Here is a 19,768-nt window from a genome sequence, read left to right as displayed (position 1 = left end):
CGCGTGTTCGCCGGGTCCGCCGTCGCGCTCAGCCTGCTCGGGCTCGCGGGGTGCGGCACGGCGGCGGCAGAGCACGCCGGACACCACGAGCACACGTCGCACCAAGCAGAGTCCACGCAGCCCGAGCACTCCTCGCACCCCGAGGGCGAGCACCACACGATCAACATCACGGTGGAGAACGGTGAGGTCGTCGTCGACTCCGACCGAATCACCGTCGCAGTGGGCGATCGTGTGGAGCTGAAGGTGACCTCCGACGTCTCCGATGAGGTGCACCTCCACGGCTACGACATCGCGGAGGACGTCGACCCAGGAACCCCGGCCACCATCTCATTCGTCGCCGACGTTCCCGGGCAGTTCGATGCGGAGCTCGAGCAACGCCATCAGAAGATCCTGGAGTTCGAGGTCAGATGAGCGGCTGGTCGTCACCCGACACGGCCGTGCTCGCCCATGGAATCGGAGGCAGATCCGACCTACCGGTTGCGCCGTGGCTCGCGACCTATGCGGGGGCGGCCGTCGTCGCGTTCACCTTCTTCGCCCTGGCTTCGCTCTGGGCGACGCCCAGGCTGCGCGGAACAGATGCCGGCGTGGCCGTGCCTTTGCTGCAACGCGTGGCAGACGCACGGCTGACCCGGATCCTCCTGCGCCTGGCCGGCGTGCTTCTGCTGGGCGTGTTTCTCACGGTCGCGTGGTTGGGACCGGACGACCTCGGACGCACCAACCCCGCTCCGACCTGGTTCTACGCCTGGTTCTGGGTGGGGTTGGTGCCGACGTCGCTGCTGTTCGGGCCGGTGTGGAAGCTCTTCAACCCGTTGCGGACCGTCACGGATGCCCTACGCGTGACGTTGCGGGTGAAGCACCATCGCCTGCCGACCTGGCTGTCCTACTGGCCCGCGACTGCGGGTCTGCTCGTCTTTCTATGGATCGAGCTCGTGTACGACATGGCGGCCTCGCCGCGGGCGGTAGCGCAGTTCGTCTCGATCTACTGCTTGATCCACACGGCCGCAGGCACCTTCTTCGGCGGTGCCTGGTTCTCTCGTGCCGACGGATTCGAGGTCTATTCCTCGCTGATCGCACGCGCCGCGCCGATCGGTCGGCGTACTGACGGCAGGCTGGTGCTACGCAACCCCCTGGACGGGCTCGCCGGAACGCCGATCAAGCCCGATCTGACCCCGGTCGTCGTCGTGGTCCTCGGTTCGACTGCCTTCGACGGCCTCAGTCGCACCTCGTGGTGGTCGAGCCTCGTCGCAGGCACAGGCCGTGCGGAATACCTGCTGTTCGGCACCATCGGGTTGCTCGTGACCATAGGATTCATCGCCCTGACCTTCTCGACCGCCATGCGGCTGACCCGACGACACCTGAAGCTGGATGAGAACCCCGGGCCAGACTTCGCGCCGACCCTCATCCCGATTGCCATCGGCTACACCGTCGCCCACTACTTCTCCTTCGTCCTCTTCCAAGGGCAGCAGGGCATCCTGCTCGCCAATGACCCGCTCTCGATCGGCTGGGACCTGTTCGGGCTGAGCGACGCGACAGTCAACTACACGCTGCTATCGGGGACGCAGATCTCGATCGTTCAGATATCGGCGATCGTCCTTGGCCACGTGGTGGCGGTCATTTCCGCCCACGACCGATCAGTTCGCCTCTTCAACCCGACAGCGACCGTTCGTGGGCAGTACCCGTTGATGGCCGTGATGGTCGCCTACACAGCAGGTGGAATCGCGCTGCTCGCAGGATCCTGACCCGAGCGGCGTACGCCCTGGGTCGGCTTGGCGTGGGATCGCGCGCCACCAACCGTGAGGCTCATCAGGGGCGTACGTCGGGACTCTTGTCGTCTCGACGCATGAGCCCTGACAACACTCGAGGAGAGCAGGATCCAGGGAGCTGTCCGGATGTGAGTTATCGGGACCCAAGCCTGGGCTGTCCTTTCGACATCGACGCGCGCGTTGAGCGGCGGTGTTGCCACGCCGATCGCGATCCGGGCACGGATCGGAGTGCCGCTGTCTCCCCAGTTCAGCATGCCCTGGCACGATCGAGACTCGCTGACCTGTTCGGGCGCTGGTCAAGTTGGTGGCCTTGGTCGGTAGTTGGGGACTTGACCAGTACGTCGAGTCCGAGGTGGCGGCGGCCTTCCTCACGCACTTTTCAGCGACGGCGTCGGCGGCCACGAAAAGTGAACGGGCCACTCGGGATCACCGGTCAGACCCGTGATCCCGAGTGGCCCGTCGCCCCATCTCGTTGAAGATGTGCACCCGCTGGGCCGCCCAGCCGGAGGCCGCGAGCAGGACCCCCGGGCTCGCGGCTATGCCGGGATGGTGATGGTTTCGCCTGGTGCCACGGGGACGAAGAGACCGCCGAGACCGTCCGCCTCGAATGCCGCCTGCATCGAATCGGCCCCTTCGGTGAAGTGCCGCCAGCCTTCGGTGTGGCACGGCACCACGTGCTTCGCATCGACAAGTCGCGCGACCTTGACCATGCCCTCGTTCGACATCGTGATCATCGTGCTGTCCAGGATCTCGGCAAACCGAGCGCCACCACCGAACATCACCACGATGTCCACCGGAGCGATGTGAGCGGCGATCTTCTCGGCCACCTCGAGCGAGTAGTTGTCGCCGGTGAGGTAGACCTTGGGAGCGTTCGGCGCCTCGAGCAGGAATCCCAGAACAGGGGCGAGCTCCTCGCAGAGCGGTGCCGGTCCGTGCTGCGCCGGCAGGCCAGTGATCGTCATGACCCCGCCGCCGGGCAATGGCAGGGTGGTGGACTCGAAGTCAGCCAAGCCGATCACCTCGGGGCCAAGCCTCTTCGCCCCGTCAGCCGTGGTGATGACCTTCCCCGCGGCCAGGGCGACCTGCCTGCCCAGTGTGTCGAGGTGGTCATGGTGGTGATCGTGAGTGACGAGGACCGCGTCGATCGGCCCGATGTCTTCGGCGGCCACGGCCGGTCCACGAGTCTTCACCAAGTCGATCCCGTCCACGTCGTACGTCTGTGGGGGATCGAACGTGGGATCGATCAGGATCCGTAGGCCGGCGAGCTCAGCGACGGCCGTTGCTCCGCCAACCAGCGTGTAGGTGAACGTCATGGTGCAACCTCCATTAGTAGGCTGTAGGTTGTCGGACAACCTACGACTCGCCAGTGACACTAGTGAGCCGAGCCGTGATGCGTCAATAAGCAATCCAGTGCCACTGCGTCCCACTAGCTGGTGCTTCCTTGACAGGGCAGGTCCGTCCGGCGCCCACAGTTCTCGCCGCCGCACACTCGTCCGAACTCCCGGTCGGGACAGGGCTGGTCCGCAACAATCACCGCCCGCCGCAGCGGGCGTATTGGCTGTTGGTCAGCGTGGTGCAGTGGGTGTGCGAGAAGCGGTTGAGCTCGACTCGCTCGCGACCGCCGCGGCGTCCGCCCCTGGCCGAGACAGGTTGACGATTGCATCGATGATCGCCCGAGCGCCTTGTTCGTCGCGGTTCCGCAATGCCTGCGACAAGTCAAGGTGAACCCGAGCACTCACGGGCAGTGCGTCGGGGAACGTCTCGGCTGTTGTATCCAGGTTCGCCCGGATTCCAAGGCGGAATAGGTCGCGAATGCTGCTGTAGACCATCTCGAACAGAGGGTTGTGGCTGAGCTTGCAGAGAGCAAGGTGGAACTCGTAGTCGTAACCGAGGTACTTGTTCACGTCACCTGTTGCGGCGACCTCGACCAGTTCCTTGGCCAGTTCACCGAACTCGTCAAGCTCGGCATCTGTCGCCCGCTCTACGGCCAGCGTGATCGACGCATTCTCGATCAGTTCTCGAAACTCTGCGACGTAGGGAGTCATCGACTCCTGTGCTACGAGCGCACTCACCTCCCTCATGAGGCTCTCGAAGGAGCCGTCTCGAACGAAGGTTCCCTCGCCGACGCGGCTCTCGACGAGTCCGAGGGTTCCGAGCTTCTGCAATGCCGCCCGCACGGACGCACGACTGACTCCGTAGTTCTCCGAGAGCGTGTGCTCAGCGGGAAGCTTCTGTCCTGCCTGAAACTCCCCGGCCAGGACCCGCGCCTTGAGGTCGTTGAACACCTGGTTCGCGACACCATCGCGGTTGATCTTTTCGATCGGCCGTACCACCGTGCCTGCTCCTCCGAAGCCGTGGACCTTCCGGGCAACCCGGGCGGGCCCGGGCCCGCCATGTCGGTTGTCTGACAGCAGAAGGATACCGGTCGCAGCGAGGCTGCGCGTCGTTCGGGCGCCTACCCCTTGACATCGGTGTGACGCGAGTCATACCGTCGCTGTCAGTTGTCTGACAACCTACAGATCGGGGCATCGAATGCGAATCACCAGCGTGCGGATCATCCAACCCAAGACACCAGGACTCAATGACTTCGGCATTCCGTGGAACCCCACCGTGCTGCGGATCGAGACCGACGAAGGCATCTACGGCATCGGTGAGATCGGCCTGCCCATGGGCCATGCGGCTCACGGGCAGGTGGGACTCGCTCGTGACTATGCGCCGCTGATCATTGGCATGGACCCGTTTCAGACGAGTGCGATCTGGGAGAAGCTCTATCGGCAGACGTTCTGGGCGATGGGTGGAGGCATGCTCATCTTCGGGGTCATCAGCGCGATCGACAACGCGCTCTGGGACCTGAAGGGGAAGGCCCTGGGAGTGCCCGTCTACCAGCTGCTTGGCGGGAAGACCAACGATCGACTGCGCGCCTACGCCTCTCAGATCCAGTTCGACTGGGCCCCATCGCTGGGCACCATGGTGACGCCCGACGACTACGCCGAGGCGACCCGCAAGGCGCTGGCCGACGGTTTCGACTGCGTGAAGGTCAACCCGATCGGCTTCGACCTCGACGGCCGTTGGATGACGTGGAACATGCACGGCGCCCTCACTCATCAGCAGGTCCGGACCGCGGTCGAACGGGTCGCCGCCGTTCGGGAGGCGGGTGGCGAGGATCTCGACATCATCATCGAGCTGCACTGCCATACCGACGCCAACACAGCCATCCAGCTCGGCAGAGAGCTGGAGCAGTTCCGGATCCTCTATTACGAAGAGGCCACGGCGCCGCTGAACTGGAAGACCATGAAGGAGATCGGGCAGCGCATCAACATCCCGATCGCCACCGGCGAACGCCTCTACAGTCGGTTCGGTTTCCGGCCCTATATCGAGCACCAGGCGGTCAACATCGTCCAGCCGGACCTCGGCACCTGCGGCGGTTTCACCGAGTGCCGCACGATCTGCGACATGGCATCGACCTATGACATCGGCGTGCAGCTGCACCTCATCGGCAGCCCGATCTCGACAGCGGCCGCACTCCAGATGGAGGCGGTCCTACCCAACTTCGTCATCCACGAGCACAACAACACGAGCCTGGTGCCGGCGAACATCGACCTCTGCGTCAACGACTACCAGCCCAAGGACGGCTGGTTCGAGATTCCCGATCTTCCCGGAATCGGTCAAGACCTGACCGAGGCGGCCTACGCGAGCGCGGACACGATCGTCGTGAACTGACCTCACGCCGTCAGAGCACCTCATTCCACCATCACAATCCCATCCAAGGAGTCACCATGAAGTACCTCATCGTCGGCGGCGGTGCGATCGGGTCGGTTCTCGCCGCGTACATGACGCAGGCGGACAAGGACGTCACCCTCCTGACCCGGGGCGCGCACTTCGATGCCATCCGAGCCAACGACGGCCTGAAACTTCACTACGCGCCGGACAGGGTGGACCACCTGGTGCCGGTCAAGGTCGCAAACGAGGAGGAGTACGACGAAAAGCCCGACGTGGTCATCGTCGCCGTCAAGGCCTACTCGCTCCCGTCGATCTATGGGTTGCTCGACCGCGTATGTCGCACCGACACCGTGATCCTTCCCCTGATCAACGCGCTGGACATCGGCCGGGAGATCGACGAAGGCATGTCCACCTCCGCCATCGTCGCCCAGGGCGAGGCCTACGTCGCGTGCGAACTGGTTGAGCCTGGTCAGTGCAAGCACAAGCTCGACTTCTTCCGGATCGTCTTCGGCCCTCGCCTCGGACAGCCGGCCATCGACCTCGCGCCTCAGATCCGTCAGGACCTCATCGACTGTGGCTGCACGGCGGAGATCTCGGAGAACATGCTCCAGGCCGCGCTCATGAAGTTCTGTCGGGTGTCGGCGACGTCCGGCGCCATGGTCTATTTCAACGCCCCGCTGGGTGCGATCGTCGCTGACCGTGAGAAGTGCGACTTCATGGTCTCGCTCTGCAAGGAGCTGATCGCCATCGCCGACGCCGCCGGCTGTCCCTTCCCCGAGGAGTTCGACGCAGTCGACGACCTGCTAACGATCGCCCGCACGATCGACCCGAACTACAAGACGTCGCTGATGTACGACTTCCTCGCCGGGAAGACGGTCGAGTCCAAAACCATGTTCCACGACCCCTATCGCCTTGGCCGTGAGCTCGGACTGGACATGGCCTCCTATGGCAAGGTCTGCGAGCTCTTCGGACATACCGGGTGAGCGTTCGTCCCCTCTGACCGGGCGAGGCCTCGGGCACCCCGCCCTCCGACATGCCCCCGCTGCATCCCCGCAGCGGTTGGGCACCGACCGCAATGAATCGCCTCTCGTACAATCCTTCCAACGACCGATGGAGGTCGCCATGACCGTCGCCGAGCACTCTCCGCGCACCTATGCCCGATGGACGCGGGTAGGAATCCCCCTCCTCATCATCTATCTGCTGACGATGGTGGACCGGACGAACATCAGCATCGCCGCATCGGACATCATCACCAGACTCGAGCTCACCAGCGCCGCGACGGGTGTCTTGCTGTCCGCGTTCTTCTGGGGCTACGTCATCACCATGGTTCCGGGAGGCGTACTGGCTGATCGCACCAGTCCTGTACGCGTCATCTCCTGGGCCCTCGCCGTCGTCGGCGTCACCGCCGCACTGACGGGCATCGTCGAGAACTTCACGCTCCTTCTCGTGGTACGCGTTGCCCTTGGTCTTGCAGAAGGCGTGATCTTCCCGGCCTTTGCCGTGCTGTTCCTGAAGTGGTTCCCCAGCCACGAGCGAGGGCGCGCCGTGGCCGCGACGACCTTCGCCGTTCCGCTCTCGACAGTGGTTGCAGCCCCGCTCGGCGGCTGGATGATCGATCAGTGGAACTACCAGACGATGTTCATCCTGCAGGGCCTACCGGCCATCATCGTCGCCATCATCTTCGCTCGTACGGCCTCCGACGACCCGGCCAGCGATCACCGCATCAGTGCGACGGAGCGTGACCTGATCCTGGCCTCCCGCGCGGCGGACACCCAGGCCGAAGGTCGCTTCAGTGAAGTGATCGGCAAGCCCTTGGTCTGGATCGTCGGCTTCACGTTCTTTCTCTGGGTCAGCGGAATCTACGGCTTCAACCTCTGGATGCCCAGCCTGATCAAATCGCTCTCCCAGAGTGGCATCGGCGCAGTTGGCCTCCTCTCCGCCATCCCGTTCGCGGCGGGCGGTCTGGGCCTCTTCATCAACTCCTGGTTGTCGGACCGGTCGAAGCTGTCGCGCAGCTGGTTCATCGCAACCCCGTTGACCATCGGCGCGATCGCCCTCATGCTCCAGCACTACATGGACCTGGGACTCGTAGGAGACATGGTCCTCCTGAGCTTCGCCGGCCTCGGCCTCTTCGCAGGAACCGGCCCTTGGTGGTCATGGATGGTTTCGCTGTTCCCCCAGAACCAGGTGGCCGGCAGCGTCGGGCTCATCAACGTGTTCGGCAATCTCGGAGGCATCGTCGCCCCCGTTCTCCTCGGTGTCCTCGGTGGCGCAGCCGGTGGCGGATCCAGCTTCTACGTGCTGGGCTACGGCCTGGTCATCGCCGCCGCTCTGGTGATCGGCCTGTCACTTCGCCATGGACAGCGCAGCGATACGCCGAACAAGGTCGCGATGGCCAAGGCGGGATCAGCGCCGGCCGACTCTTAGAGGGGCGTGTCACGTACCAGTCGCGAGTTCGCGAGTACGAATTCTGGACTACCGATGCCTCAGGAGTGCCTATGTAATCGAGACACGCGCGTATGAACGTCGGTCGTTCGTGCAGAGAGACCCATGAGCCAAACGCTAGTCAACGAGAAAGGCGGACCCATGTCCGATTCTGAGATTCCGAGTGGCACCGTAGACGAGTGGGGGGTGCTGTTCGCCGGCTACGCGCCATGGCCATTCCCATCCGAGATGGGCGTGACCATCGATGCCGCCTCCAGCGTCTCCTTCTTCCGCTCCGGCGACAAGACGATCATCCACGATCCCGGGTTTGTCCCGGACCGCAAGGTGATTCTGGACCCGCTGCGCGACCGGGGGGTCGCCCCGACCGACGTCACAGATGTGGTCATCAGCCATCATCACCCGGACCACACCCTCAACATCGCGCTCTTCGAGAACGCTCAGACCCATGACGTCTGGGGCATCTACAAGAACGACAAGTGGCACGTCCGGATGGCTGAAGGCGTCGACGTCGCACCGGGGGTGCGGCTCATCCAGACGCCGGGGCACACCGACCAGGACATCACCATGCTCGTGAACACCAAGGACGGCCTGGTCGCCTTCACCCACCTCTGGTGGCGTCCCGACACCCCGACCAACGATGACCCCGTCGGGACCAACAACGAGGCTTTCCACCTCAGCCGTGAACGGGTCCTGGGCTTGCAACCGGCTCTCATCGTCCCAGGCCATGGGCCTGCCTTCGAGCCGACGAGCAAGACGCCGCGATAGCCGGGGTCGGGAAGGACCCTGCATGAGTCAGCCGGGCAACGCGGTCGTGTTGCCCGGCTGACTCATGCAGGGGTGGAACGGTGAACTCGACAGCTCCGAACGTCATGACGGAGCGAGGAGAACGAGCGGTGCAGCACGCCGCTCCATATCCAAACCCGTCAACAACACGGATACCGACTCGATCCTCGCTAGGCGGGGCTGCTAGGGGATCAGGTAGCAGGTCCCTATCGCCTCTCGGCTGTTCCCACCTCGAAGGCAGACAGACCTCTTTCATTCAGACGTACCCGCCCTACCCGGTGGCCACTCGCGCGCCGTCGTACCCCCTTGTGGGACGTGACGATGACGATCCACAAGCTGGCGGCTGGATCGGGGTATGAGTACTTGACCCGGCAGGTCGCCGCGCAGGACTCGACCGAGCTCGGCGACATGGCGCTGGCCGACTACTACGCCGCCAGGGGCGAGGCACCAGGTCGCTGGGTCGGGTCCGGGCTGACCGGTCTCGGCTGCTCAGACACGGGTGCTCTCGCGGAGGGCGATCTCGTCACCGCCGAGCAGATGGGGCACCTGTTCGGTACAGGTGAACACCCTGTCACGGGCCGGCCGTTGGGGCGTCGGCAGCGGTCGGACGGGGTGGCCGGTTTCGATCTGACGTTCAGTCCGGTCAAGTCGGTCTCCACTTTGTGGGCCGTTGCCTCGCCCAATGTTGCAAGGGCGATCGAGTACGCCCACAACGCTGCGGTGGCCGATGCGCTCGCCTACCTGGAACACGAGGTGCTCTTCACCCGGGAGGGGGCCGATGGAGCTCGGCAGGTCGAGACCCGTGGGTTGATCGCGGCCGCGTTCGTGCATCGCGACTCCCGGGCCGGGGATCCCGACCTGCACACCCATGTCGCGGTCGCGAACAAGGTCCAGGCCCGCGCGTCGGGCAAGTGGCTCTCGGTCTACGGGGTGGTGCTGTTCCAGCACGCTGTGGCGATCTCGGAGACCTACAACACCGCCCTCGAGGCCCGGCTTCATGACGTCCTCGGTGTCCGGTTCGCCGAACGCCCTGCCTCGACGGGTCGCCGCAGCGTACGCGAAATTGTCGGGGTCGATGCCGACTTGTGTTCGCGCTGGTCTCGTCGTGGGAGCGACATCAACGACCTCGAGCACGAGCTCACCAACGGGTTCGTTCGCGACCACGGACGCCAGCCAACCGAGAAGGAACGTCTCGCCCTGGTCCAACGAGCGAATCTGGAAACCCGAACACCCAAGCACGAGCCACGCGCCGAGTCCGAACAGCGCGCCGCGTGGCGCGGTGACGCCGCCGAGGTGCTCGGTGGGGATGCTGCGATCGGGGCGATGGTCCGCAAGGCAATCCGCCCGGCGGCCGGGTCGTGCAACGTCGCGGCTACCGTGGATCCTGCGACGATCCGGGCAATCGCGATCGCGACGATCACCGAGCTCGAGATCCATCGTGCGACCTGGCAGATCTGGCACCTCAAGGCAGAAGCCGAACGCCAGATCCGAACCCTCGGTCTCGCCACCGCCGACGCACTCCCCCACCTCGTCTGCGACGTCGTCGAGGCCGCCAAGCGGCTCTCGGTCCACCTCACTCCCGAACTCGACCCGATCACCCAGAGCACGGCAGAGCCTCCGGGTATGCGGCGCTCGGACGGCACCAGTGTCTACCGGCACACCGGAGCCGACCGGTACACCAGCCAGCGAATCCTCAACGCCGAAGACCGAATCGTCCAGGCCGCTGGGCGTACCAGCGACTTCGCCTTCACCAACGATGAGGTCGAGATCGCGATTCTGGAGAGTGCCGTCAACGGCATCGAGCTGAATCGCGGTCAACATGACCTCCTCCGCGACATGGCAGGCAGCTCCAACCGGGTACGTCTCGCGCTTGCCCCGGCAGGCACCGGGAAGACCACCGCGGTCCGCGTGCTGACGCGGATCTGGTCCGGCAACGGCTACGCCGCCGTCGGTCTCGCACCTTCCGCGGCCGCCGCGGCCGTCCTCGGCGAGGCCACCGGCATCACCACCGACACGCTGGCCAAACTCGACTGGGAACTCCTCAAACCCGGCCGCACCAGCACCGCGGGGATCAGCCAGCGGATCACATCCGGCACCCTGGTCGTCATCGACGAGGCCGGGCTCGCCGACACCTTGACCCTCGACCGCGTCATCGACCATTGCCTCGCCCAAGGCGCCATCGTGCGACTGCTCGGTGATGACCAACAGCTTGCCGCCGTCGGCGCTGGCGGCATCCTGCGCGACATCGCCGACCGGTTTGGTGCCGCCCGGCTCAACGAGGTCGTACGGTTCGCCGACCCCACTGAGGCCGCCGCATCCCTTGATCTTCGTGAAGGTGACCTCGCAGCGCTCGGGTTCTATCTCGACCAAGATCGCCTCCACACCGCCGACCAGGACGGCACCATCAGCGACGTCCTCGACGCCTGGCACCGCGACCGGACCGCCGGGCTCGACTCCCTCATGCTCGCCTCCACCCGCGACCTCGTCGCGCACCTCAACCGCCGCGCACGAGCCGACCGGCTCGCGGGCATGACCCCGAAGGTGGAGGTCGACCTCGCCGATGGAAACAGGGCCTCGGTCGGGGACACCGTCATCACGCGCCTCAACGACCGACGCCTACGAGTTGCGGCGACCGACTGGGTCAAGAACGGTGACCGCTGGACCATCACCCATGTGCGCCGCGGCGCGCTCACTGTCCAGCACACCACCACCGGCCTGAAGGCGGTGCTCCCCGCCGAGTACGTCGCCGACCACGTCGAACTCGGCTACGCCTCCACCGTCCACACCGCCCAAGGCATCACCGCAGACGTCATGCACGGGATCGTCACCGGGCGCGAGGACCGCCAGATCCTCTACACCATGCTCACCCGTGGCCGCCACGAGAACCACGCCCACATCATCACCGAGCCCGACGCTACGGCCGAGTGCGACCAGCACCCTCTGCCCGGCCTCGACGAACAACTCACCGCCACCCAGACCCTCGAGAACATCCTCGCCCGTGACGGCGCCGCGGCATCGGCCACCACGGTGCTTCGACGCGGCCGCAGCAATGCCACCCGGCTCCAGTTCGCCGCGACGCGCTACGCGGATGCGGTTGCGACCGGTTCACATCACGTGCTCGGCAACGCCTGGGAGGACGCTCTGGAGGCAGCGGGGCCAGGTCCGCTCCCGTGGTTGGCCGCGGTCCCGTTCGACGTTGCGCGTCACGAGAAGTGGGGTCCGTATCTGGCCGCCTGCGCGCGCCATGTCACGGAGTCTGCTCGGCGCTTCCACGCTGATCTGGACAATGCCGGAGTCGCGGTATCGGAGGCTGGACCGCACGGCTGGGTGGATCGCGCCCGTGCGGTACTCGGCGACCTGCGAGAGCCGGTGGCGTTGTGGCGGGCAGCGCACGGGGTCCCCGAGGACGATCGGCGTCCGACTGGTCCACCGGTCACGGATCCGGTCGCAGCGCGCTACCAGCGTGATCTCCTGCGCCAGGTTCGTGACCGGTGCAGCGAGGGCGTGCGGGCTTGGCAAGACATCGTGCTGAACTGCACCCGGACACCGGACGAGGACACCCAAGGTCGAGGCGAGGCCCTAGAGCTCGCAAGACGGCTCGATGCCCTCCAGCGTCACGGCTACGATGCGAGCCGCCTGCTCCGACGGGCGTTGGCGCGGGGGCCGCTTCCTGCCGAGCACGCGGCTGCTGCGTTGACCTACCGGGTGCGCAAGCTTTCCCCGACACCTTCTGTACCTAGGGCTCGCGACGGTCGACGCCGCGCCCTCAACGAGCCCTTGCCGCAGATGGGTCAGCAAGCGAACACGGAGGCACCACCCTCCATGGGTCTGTGACCGCCAGTTGCGTATGCCCGGCAGATTTCAGGCCGCGCCAGGGTCATCGGCATGCACCTGCTCGACGTGCGCCGTGCCCGAGGCCGCGTACGCCCGCAGCTGATCCAGCGCCTGGCTGGCTCGGCGACGAAGGGTGCGAGCCGCCTGAGGTCGATCCCGGGCGACAAGTTCCACGGCCGCGGGCGTGGTGAGGCCAAGTCGGCCGCGATGCGATGGCGCGTCGACGGCGTCGGCCGCGATCGCGAGGTCATGCAGGAGCGTGACCTGATCCTCGTCGACGGCTCCGTCGGCGATGGCCAGACCGACGAAGGCATCGAACTCCGCAGCCGCATCGAGGCTGGCTTCCCCGCCCGGATCGACGCCGGGAATGGACTGGGCGAGGGCCGTGAGATCGGCAGCGAGGTGCACTTGGCGCCAGGTCCGGTCGCAGCGATGCCCGACACCGAGCTGGCCGGCAACTTGGCGTCTGGTCGCGTTGAGCAGTGCCCGCGCGATCCAGGGCGTCCGAAGCCGATGAGCCTGGGATGCCTGCACCCACAGCTCCGAGGCGACCAGGGCGTCGACGTCCGGGGACAGATCGCTCAGTGCCTCGGCGACGCGACAGGCGCCGGGGATCAAGAGCCACACCAGGGCGGCGACGGCCGACCGGTCCGACGCGGTCAGCTTCGCCAGCTCGCGCAGCACTGTCAACTTGTCCTCGAGGCTCGCCTGTTGGGTCCAGCTCCGCAGGTCGGTCAGGTCGTCGACGACCGCGAGACATGGATCGGTCGCGCACCATCGCTCCCATCCGGTCCGCGCTTCGGCCAGCAGCGGTGATCCTGGATCATCGAATCCGTACTCATCTGCAACGCTCATCGGTGCCTCCTGCCTGGGGTCACCAGGTAGGTGCGCAGCACGAAGACGCCTCTTGAGCGTGCCAGATCCGAAGAGTTATGTTTTGGTATGCCCATCGGCCACGAGGGCTCGTTGCTGGAGGCCGCTCGCGTTGCTCGCGGGTTGACCCAAGAGGCGCTCGCGCGCCGATGCGGAACGTCACAGCCGTCGCTGTCGGCTTACGAACGTGGCACGAAGTCGCCCACGCTGGCGGTCCTCGAGCGGATCTTGCGCTGCCTCGACTTCGAGCTCGCCCTCAACGAGCGGATCGTCTTCCACCAGATCGAGGTCGCCGGGCCCGGGCGATCCACGGCCCTGGTGCCGAACCGGCTGTGGCGGTTGTCGCCCGAGCGGTGCTTCGCGCCGCTATGGGTATGGCACGGTCGCGATCACAAGGTGCTCTCCCTGGGTGATCGCGACAAGCGGGCTGCTGGTTATGCCTGGCTGTTGCGCTACGGCGACGAAACGCAGCTCTTCGAGCACCTCGACGCTGCACTTCTGGTCGACGTATGGCCCGATCTGGTTGACGGCCTGCCTCCGGAGATTCGCGAGGCGTGGTGGCCGTTGATCGGCTGGACCAAGGATCAAGCCATCGAGGAGCTGATCCTCGCCGACGCTCAGGCATGGGGGCAGGACTACCGACGCCGAACCGCGACCCGCGCGAAGAGGTTGCGGGTGTTTCGGCGGCTGGCCGAATACGGGTTGGACCCCGATCAGATCCGAGCACTGATGCGGCACTGGTGACGGGCCCGGCCATCACCACCGGCGTCGGCACGCCCGGGCAGCATCACGCGGCGGTGTCACCGTCATCAACCTCCTGCTCGACCCGCGCGATGACCCCGTCCTCCCCTGGTGCGGGCGGGAGGGTGAGCAGGGTGCCGTCGGGGTTCTCCCGGCGGAAGGTGCGCTCCATGTGGGCCGCCGGGGTCCGGTCGATGGTGGTGTCGACCTCGATGTAGAAGCCCTCGGTGATGGCCGATGAGGTGTGGCCCAGGAAGGTGGCTGCCGCATCACTGTCCATGCCGCGGGCGATGACAGTTGCTCCGGTGCGGCGGTACCAGCGCAGGCTGATCCCGGAATCGGCGAGGCCGGCATCGACGAGGAACTCGCGGAAGGTGCGGCGTACGTTGGGCGGGACGAGCGGACCGCCGGTGCGGCCGGCAAAGATGGTGCGCTCAGTGGGGACACCGCGCATCCGACGGCGGATCACCGCAGCCGCGAACTCCGGGACCGGGACGACCCGGTTCGAGGAGTCGGTCTTCGGGCGTTCCTGGCGGAAGGTGCCCTTCTTCTTGCGCTGCACCACGGTGCCGGTGACCGCGGCGACCATGCCTGCGGGGCCGTCGGTGATGTCGCAGGGGCGCAGGGCCAGCACCTCGCCGGGGCGCATCGCGGTGCCGAGCAGGATCTCGATGATGTCGCGGACCTGGCCGTCGGGTTTCGGGCCCGGCAGCCCGGGCTGGGTGCGCCAGTTGGCGGCGGCCTCGCGGATCTTGCTGACCTGGTCGAGGGTGAGCGCCTTTGGCTTGTTCTTCACCGCGCGCAGCCGTGAGGTGCCCTGGACCGGGTTGCGGTTGATCGCGTCGTGACGCAGCGCGTAGCCGAAGAGAAGGTTGAGCACGGTCCGGGTCTTACGGGCGCGGGAGGGCGAGTCGACCTCCTGGGCATTGAGCAGCGCCTCCACTCGGCCGGTGGTGAGCTCGGCGAGGGTGAAGTGCTCGAACGCGGGCAGGATGTACAGGCGGACCTGGTCGCGGTAGTGATCCTTGGTGCCGTCGGCCAGCTCCTTGGTCTCCAGGTCAGCGTCCCAGCGTTCGACCAGGGTGGTGAACGGGGCGTCGGGGCGCAGGTCGCCGGCGTGACCGAAGCCGGGGCGCCGTAGCAGGCGCTTCTTGAGTTCGCGCCGTGCCTGCGGTGCTGTCTCTCGGCTGACCCGAACCTGCCGGACCCTACCGTCGGCATCGCGCACTCGGGTCTCAGCGATCGTCTTCTCACCCTTACGGCGAGTGGTGATCGTGCCGTAGGTGCCGATGTCGATACGCGGTCGAGTCATCACCGCTCACCCCCGTCAGCCGGCCTCCGCGTCGGGACGATGACGTTGGGCGTCCTCCGCCTCCAGGTTGGCCAGCCAAGCCTCGATCTCGCCCGCCCGGAACCGAAGCTCGCGGCCGACTCGGAATCCCCGCGGCCCGCGGCCCTGGGAGCGCAGGTCGTAGAGGGTCTGTATGGGGACGTGGAGATGGGCGCAGAGCTCGGAGAGGGTGACCACCTGACCGAGTGGCACTGACGTATCTGGGCGTGCGGGGTTCGCGTGGCTATCGGAGTTGGCTGCAGTGCTGGGAGTGTTCTCGTGGGTGTCCATGCACCCCAAGGCACCGAGCCTGCCGCGAGTGGCCGAGACGGCCCGAGGAAACTCGACCATGCTGTCGTGGGCGGAGCGGTGGTTTCGCTGAATTCGCGGAGTAAACGCGGAGCGGGCATCTGTTCATCCTTGGTTCTGGATGACGGATGCCCGCTCTGACCTGGTATTTCTTGGTGGAGCTGAGGGGATTCGAACCCCTGGCCTTCTCATTGCGAACGAGACGCGCTACCAACTGCGCCACAGCCCCAAGCGATGAGAAACGTTAGCATCTCGTCGCGGGTGTTACCCAATCAGTATGGCCTCAGGAGCCCGTGGCGCGGCCGCGGGCAGCCTCGGCGGCCTCGGCCGCTGCACGCTCGGCCTCTTCGGCCTGGCGGACGAGCTCGGAGTCGGCGGCGTTGCGACCCGAGCTCCACACACCAGTGGCGTCCAGGTCGATGGTGCGGACGGTGCGGCGCGGCGCGGCCTCCTTGGAGACGTACGTCGGCAGCGGTGTCTCCACCGGCTTCCAGGATCCCGCGGGGAGGTGCTCGCCGGTGTCGTCGTGCTCGACGACGGCCACCAGGTCGCCGGTGTCCTGGTCGATGTCGAAGGTGACCCGGGGCGGGGCGACCGGCTCGGGCTCAGGGATGTCCTCGGGGAACGGGATCCGTGCCCAGACCTCACGCTGGTGGCGCACGCTGAGCCGGCAGGTGACGAGCCAGGCGACGACCAGCACGCCCGGGATCGCGATCCACACCGGCCCGAAGACACCGAAGCCAGCGAGCGCGCCGACCACGGCGAGACCGAGGAGGAGCACACCGAGCACGATGCTGCGGCGCTTGGCCGCGGCGCGAGCAGCGCGGCGGCGTACGGCCATCGGGACGGGTCGCGGAGCACGCCCTTGATCGGGCTCCGGGATCGCCTCGGCCTCCACCTCCGGCTTCTTCGGCGACTTCTCGGTCACCAGATCGGTGGAGTCTTTGCTGGTGGCTTCTCGCCGTGCGAGGATCCGGCGGGACTTGGAGATGGCGGCGCTGGCCCGGCTCTTGGTCCCATCCTCGGCCGTCGCTGTCTGTTCAAGCGCTTTGGGCACCAAATACACCGCCCACGCCACGGCGAGGGCGACGAAGATGAGTGCGCTCGGGTCCACGTTAAGAAGCGTAGGAGCCATTACCAGCCCGTAGGCGGACGTGCAGTGGTGTGTCGCGTGTGACTTGTGTGATTTCAGCAGGACACGCCGAGTCAATGCCTCATTCAGGTGACAAACCGAGCCTGGCCAGCATTCCTTGGTGACATTCTTCAACCGTTATCGCGAAGATACGGTGATCTCTCCAGGCCCCGTCGATATGCAGAAATCGGGGCGCATATCCGATCTCGTTGATGCCCAGTTTCTCCACGACGCGGAGCGAGTTCGAGTTCTCCGGGCGGATGCAGATCTCGATCCGGTGCAGCCGCGCGGCGGTGAAACAGTGGTCGATGACCAGCGCCACCGCCAGCGGCATCACGCCGCGTCCGGCGAAGCGCTGGTCGATCCAGTAGCCGATCGAGGCGAACTGGGCGGAGCCGCGCACGATGTTGTTGACCGTCACCTGACCAGCGAAAACACCGTCGACATCGATCGCGAACGGATAGGTCACGCCACGCTTGGCCTGACGCCGCAGACGACGTACGAGGCTCGCGAACGTCGTGGGTCGCGCGCTCGATCCCGGGGGAACGGTCGCGTCCCATTGGTGCAGCCAGGCCGCCGAGCGGCGGCGTGCCTCGGTCCATGCCTTGGCGTCGGTGCGGTCGAGCGGGCGTAGAGTCACCGCGCCGTGAGAGAGGACGGCGGGCCAGCCGGGATCGGTCACTGATGGTCGCTTCCGACACTCTGCTCCACGGCGTGGGGCAGCACCGGACGAAGGACCTCGATCGCATCCTTCACGCCACCCCGAGACCCGGGAAGGTTCACCACCACGCACGCTCCGATCTGACCGGCCAGACCGCGGGACAGTAGCGCCGTCGGGATCCCCTTGGCCACTCCGGCCGTGCGGATGCCCTCGGCGATGCCGGGGATCTCACGATCGAGCAGCGGGCGGGTGACCTCGGGGGTGCGGTCGGTGGGAGTCAGCCCGGTGCCGCCGGTGGTCAGGACCACCCTCGCGCCCTCCTCCGTCGCGCGGGCGATCGCCTCGCCGACCGGGTCTCCGTCGCGTACGACCTCGGGAGGGCCGACCACGAAACCGAGCTCTTCCAGAAAGGTGACCAGGAGGGGGCCGGTGGTGTCTTCGTAGACACCGGCCGAGGCGCGGTTGGAGGCCACGACGACGGTCGCTTTGAGGCTCATCGCTGGAAGGTACCCGACTTTCCGCCGGTCTTCGTCTCGACCCGGATATCGGTGATGACCGCCCGCTTGTCGACGGCCTTGATCATGTCCACGACGGTGAGTCCGGCGACCGCGACCGCGGTCAGTGCCTCCATCTCGACACCGGTGCGGTCGGTTGTCTTCACGGTCGCGGTGATCTCGACAGCATCGTCAGCGACGCTCAGCTCGACCTTGACGCCCGAGACCGCCAGCGGGTGGCACAGCGGGATCAGGTCGGGGGTCTTCTTGGCACCCATGATCCCCGCGATGCGGGCGACGGCGAGCGCATCGCCCTTGGGTACGCCCTCTCCGCGGAGCAGCTCGATGACCTCCGGTGCGACCAGCACCCGCCCGGACGCGGTCGCCGTGCGGGTCGTGACCGCCTTCTCGGAGACATCGACCATCCGAGCCGCGCCGGTCTCGTCGACGTGGGTCAACCTGTCAGCCATCAGAACTCCACGTCCAGCTCGATCACGTCCACCTCGGCGTCCTTGTCCAGCGACGTCGTCTCCGGCGGGACGACGATCAGGCAGTTGGCGCCGGCGAGGTCACCGATCAGGTGGGACCCCGGGCCACCGATGGGCGAGACGCCGGCACGGGAGCCGTCGTACCAACCGCGCAGATACTGCTCCTTGCCCTTCGGGGAGCGCACCGCGTGGGTCAGGGCGGCGCGGCGTACGGGCCTGGCCTCGGGGGTCATCCCCATCAGCCGGCGCAGCGCCGGGAGCACGAAGAGCTCGAAGGAGACGAACGAGGAGACCGGGTTGCCGGGGAGGCAGAGGACCGGCACCCGCTCCTCGCCGATCCGGCCGAACCCCTGCGGCTTGCCCGGCTGCATGCTCACGGGGCCGAACCAGACGCCCTCCGGGGTCAGCGCCTCTTTGACCACGTCGTAGTCGCCCATCGAGACGCCGCCGGAGGTCACCACCAGGTCGGCCCGGACGAGCTGGTCGGAGAGCGCGGTCATGAACGCCCGCGGCTCGTCGGGCACGATCCCGACGCGGTACGCGATCGCGCCGGCCCGACGGGCGGCGGCGGCCAGCAGGAAGGAGTTGCCGTCGTAGATCGAGTCGTGACCCAGGGTCTCGCCGGGCTCGCGCAGTTCGGTGCCGGTCGAGAGCACCACGACCCGGGGGCGCGGGCGCACCGCCACCTGCGCACGGCCGACGGAGGCGATCAGGCCCAGATGGCGCGGGCCGAGCACCGTGCCCGCGGGGATGAGCAGGTCGCCCTTGGCGACGTCCTCGCCCGCGTAGCGGACATGCTGAGCCTCTTCCGGCGTCTGCCGGATCTCGACCTCGGCGACGCCGCGGTCGGTCCACTCGTACGGCACGACCGTGTCGGCACCCGTCGGTAGCGGAGCGCCCGTCATGATCTTCGCCGCCGCACCCGGCGGAAGCGCCAGCAGCGAGGCCTGCCCCGCACCGATCTCACCGAGCACCGGCAACCGCACCGGAGCCTCGGCCGAAGCGGTCGCGACATCGGCGTAGCGGACCGCGTAGCCGTCCATCGAGGAGTTGTCGAAGCCCGGCAGGGCGACCTCGGCGTGGATGTCCTCCGCCACCGCCAGCCCGAGGCAGTCCATCAAGGGCTGCGGGTAGGCCGGCATCGGCTCGAGGTCGGCCAGGATTCGCTCGCGGTACTCGGCGGGGGTCACCCCGC

The 19,768-nt window shown here is 66.7% G+C and carries 18 protein-coding genes and 1 tRNA gene; 8 read left to right on the top strand and 11 right to left on the bottom strand.

Going from position 1 to position 19,768, the window contains the following annotated elements:
• The first annotated feature begins 3 nt into the window (after positions 1-3).
• The gene (locus ABZY89_RS11845) at positions 4-411 is read left to right on the top strand and encodes a hypothetical protein (protein WP_355227308.1); all 408 of its coding nucleotides are present in this window, start codon (positions 4-6) and stop codon (positions 409-411) included.
• Entirely contained in the window at positions 408-1,739 is a 1,332-nt protein-coding gene (locus tag ABZY89_RS11840) for a hypothetical protein (protein ID WP_355227307.1), read from the top strand. Before ABZY89_RS11845 ends, ABZY89_RS11840 begins: the two co-directional genes overlap by 4 nt.
• A 560-nt stretch (positions 1,740-2,299) precedes the next feature.
• Here ABZY89_RS11840 and ABZY89_RS11835 read toward each other — a convergent pair.
• Both ABZY89_RS11835 and ABZY89_RS11830 read right to left on the bottom strand, forming a co-directional pair.
• Positions 2,300-3,076: an MBL fold metallo-hydrolase gene (locus ABZY89_RS11835; protein WP_355227305.1), complete on the bottom strand. Its 777-nt coding sequence runs from the start codon at positions 3,074-3,076 to the stop codon at positions 2,300-2,302.
• Positions 3,077-3,328: 252 nt separating this feature from the next.
• Positions 3,329-4,096, bottom strand: coding sequence for a FadR/GntR family transcriptional regulator (locus tag ABZY89_RS11830; protein WP_355227304.1), 768 nt, complete (start codon positions 4,094-4,096; stop codon positions 3,329-3,331).
• Between the two features lie 199 nt (positions 4,097-4,295).
• Here ABZY89_RS11830 and ABZY89_RS11825 point away from each other — a divergent pair, with 199 nt between their 5' ends.
• The 5 genes from ABZY89_RS11825 (at position 4,296) to mobF (ending at position 12,545) form a co-directional block, all read left to right on the top strand.
• Positions 4,296-5,483 carry a mandelate racemase/muconate lactonizing enzyme family protein gene (locus ABZY89_RS11825; RefSeq protein WP_355227302.1) on the top strand — a complete coding sequence of 396 codons (1,188 nt, stop codon included), beginning with the start codon at positions 4,296-4,298 and terminating at the stop codon, positions 5,481-5,483.
• A 56-nt stretch (positions 5,484-5,539) separates the two neighbouring features.
• On the top strand, positions 5,540-6,466 hold the full coding sequence (locus ABZY89_RS11820) for a 2-dehydropantoate 2-reductase (RefSeq protein ID WP_355227301.1): 927 nt from the start codon (positions 5,540-5,542) through the stop codon (positions 6,464-6,466).
• A 139-nt stretch (positions 6,467-6,605) separates the two neighbouring features.
• Entirely contained in the window at positions 6,606-7,910 is a 1,305-nt protein-coding gene (locus tag ABZY89_RS11815; protein WP_355227300.1) for an MFS transporter, read from the top strand.
• A gap of 252 nt (positions 7,911-8,162) precedes the next feature.
• Positions 8,163-8,693, top strand: coding sequence for an MBL fold metallo-hydrolase (locus ABZY89_RS11810; protein WP_355227298.1), 531 nt, complete (start codon positions 8,163-8,165; stop codon positions 8,691-8,693).
• Positions 8,694-9,032: 339 nt separating this feature from the next.
• Complete coding sequence (gene mobF, locus ABZY89_RS11805) at positions 9,033-12,545, top strand: MobF family relaxase (RefSeq protein ID WP_355227296.1); 3,513 nt, start codon at positions 9,033-9,035, stop codon at positions 12,543-12,545.
• A 27-nt stretch (positions 12,546-12,572) separates the two neighbouring features.
• On the opposite strand, the gene ABZY89_RS11800 is transcribed toward mobF, so the two are convergent.
• Positions 12,573-13,400 (bottom strand): hypothetical protein, encoded by an 828-nt coding sequence (locus ABZY89_RS11800; protein ID WP_355227294.1) that lies wholly within the window; start codon positions 13,398-13,400, stop codon positions 12,573-12,575.
• An 87-nt stretch (positions 13,401-13,487) separates the two neighbouring features.
• Between ABZY89_RS11800 and ABZY89_RS11795 the strand changes: the two genes are divergently transcribed.
• Positions 13,488-14,162 (top strand): helix-turn-helix transcriptional regulator, encoded by a 675-nt coding sequence (locus ABZY89_RS11795; protein ID WP_355227292.1) that lies wholly within the window; start codon positions 13,488-13,490, stop codon positions 14,160-14,162.
• 43 nt (positions 14,163-14,205) lie between these two features.
• On the opposite strand, the gene ABZY89_RS11790 is transcribed toward ABZY89_RS11795, so the two are convergent.
• The 8 genes from ABZY89_RS11790 to glp all read right to left on the bottom strand — a co-directional run bounded on the left by ABZY89_RS11790 (position 14,206) and on the right by glp (position 19,763).
• A complete protein-coding gene (locus ABZY89_RS11790) occupies positions 14,206-15,471 on the bottom strand; it encodes a tyrosine-type recombinase/integrase (protein ID WP_355227291.1) in 1,266 nt (421 codons plus the stop codon).
• 15 nt (positions 15,472-15,486) lie between these two features.
• Complete coding sequence (locus ABZY89_RS11785) at positions 15,487-15,702, bottom strand: helix-turn-helix domain-containing protein (protein WP_355227289.1); 216 nt, start codon at positions 15,700-15,702, stop codon at positions 15,487-15,489.
• A gap of 249 nt (positions 15,703-15,951) precedes the next feature.
• Positions 15,952-16,027, bottom strand: a tRNA-Ala gene (locus ABZY89_RS11780).
• A 54-nt stretch (positions 16,028-16,081) separates the two neighbouring features.
• Entirely contained in the window at positions 16,082-16,912 is an 831-nt protein-coding gene (locus ABZY89_RS11775; protein WP_355227287.1) for a hypothetical protein, read from the bottom strand.
• Positions 16,913-17,012: 100 nt separating this feature from the next.
• Positions 17,013-17,612 carry a GNAT family protein gene (locus ABZY89_RS11770; protein WP_350836541.1) on the bottom strand — a complete coding sequence of 200 codons (600 nt, stop codon included), beginning with the start codon at positions 17,610-17,612 and terminating at the stop codon, positions 17,013-17,015.
• A complete protein-coding gene (locus ABZY89_RS11765; protein ID WP_355227286.1) occupies positions 17,609-18,088 on the bottom strand; it encodes a MogA/MoaB family molybdenum cofactor biosynthesis protein in 480 nt (159 codons plus the stop codon). The genes ABZY89_RS11770 and ABZY89_RS11765 overlap by 4 nt, the downstream gene beginning before the upstream one ends.
• Positions 18,085-18,555 carry a cyclic pyranopterin monophosphate synthase MoaC gene (gene moaC / locus ABZY89_RS11760; RefSeq protein WP_355227285.1) on the bottom strand — a complete coding sequence of 157 codons (471 nt, stop codon included), beginning with the start codon at positions 18,553-18,555 and terminating at the stop codon, positions 18,085-18,087. The genes ABZY89_RS11765 and moaC overlap by 4 nt, the downstream gene beginning before the upstream one ends.
• Positions 18,555-19,763: a gephyrin-like molybdotransferase Glp gene (gene glp, locus ABZY89_RS11755; protein WP_355227283.1), complete on the bottom strand. Its 1,209-nt coding sequence runs from the start codon at positions 19,761-19,763 to the stop codon at positions 18,555-18,557. The genes moaC and glp overlap by 1 nt, the downstream gene beginning before the upstream one ends.
• Positions 19,764-19,768 lie beyond the last annotated feature (5 nt).

It is taken from the genome of Nocardioides sp. NPDC006303, from assembly GCF_040613175.1.
GTDB lineage: Bacteria > Actinomycetota > Actinomycetes > Propionibacteriales > Nocardioidaceae > Nocardioides.
The sequence above is the reverse complement of the archived record's forward strand: the minus strand, read 5'-3'. Positions and strand labels throughout refer to the sequence as shown.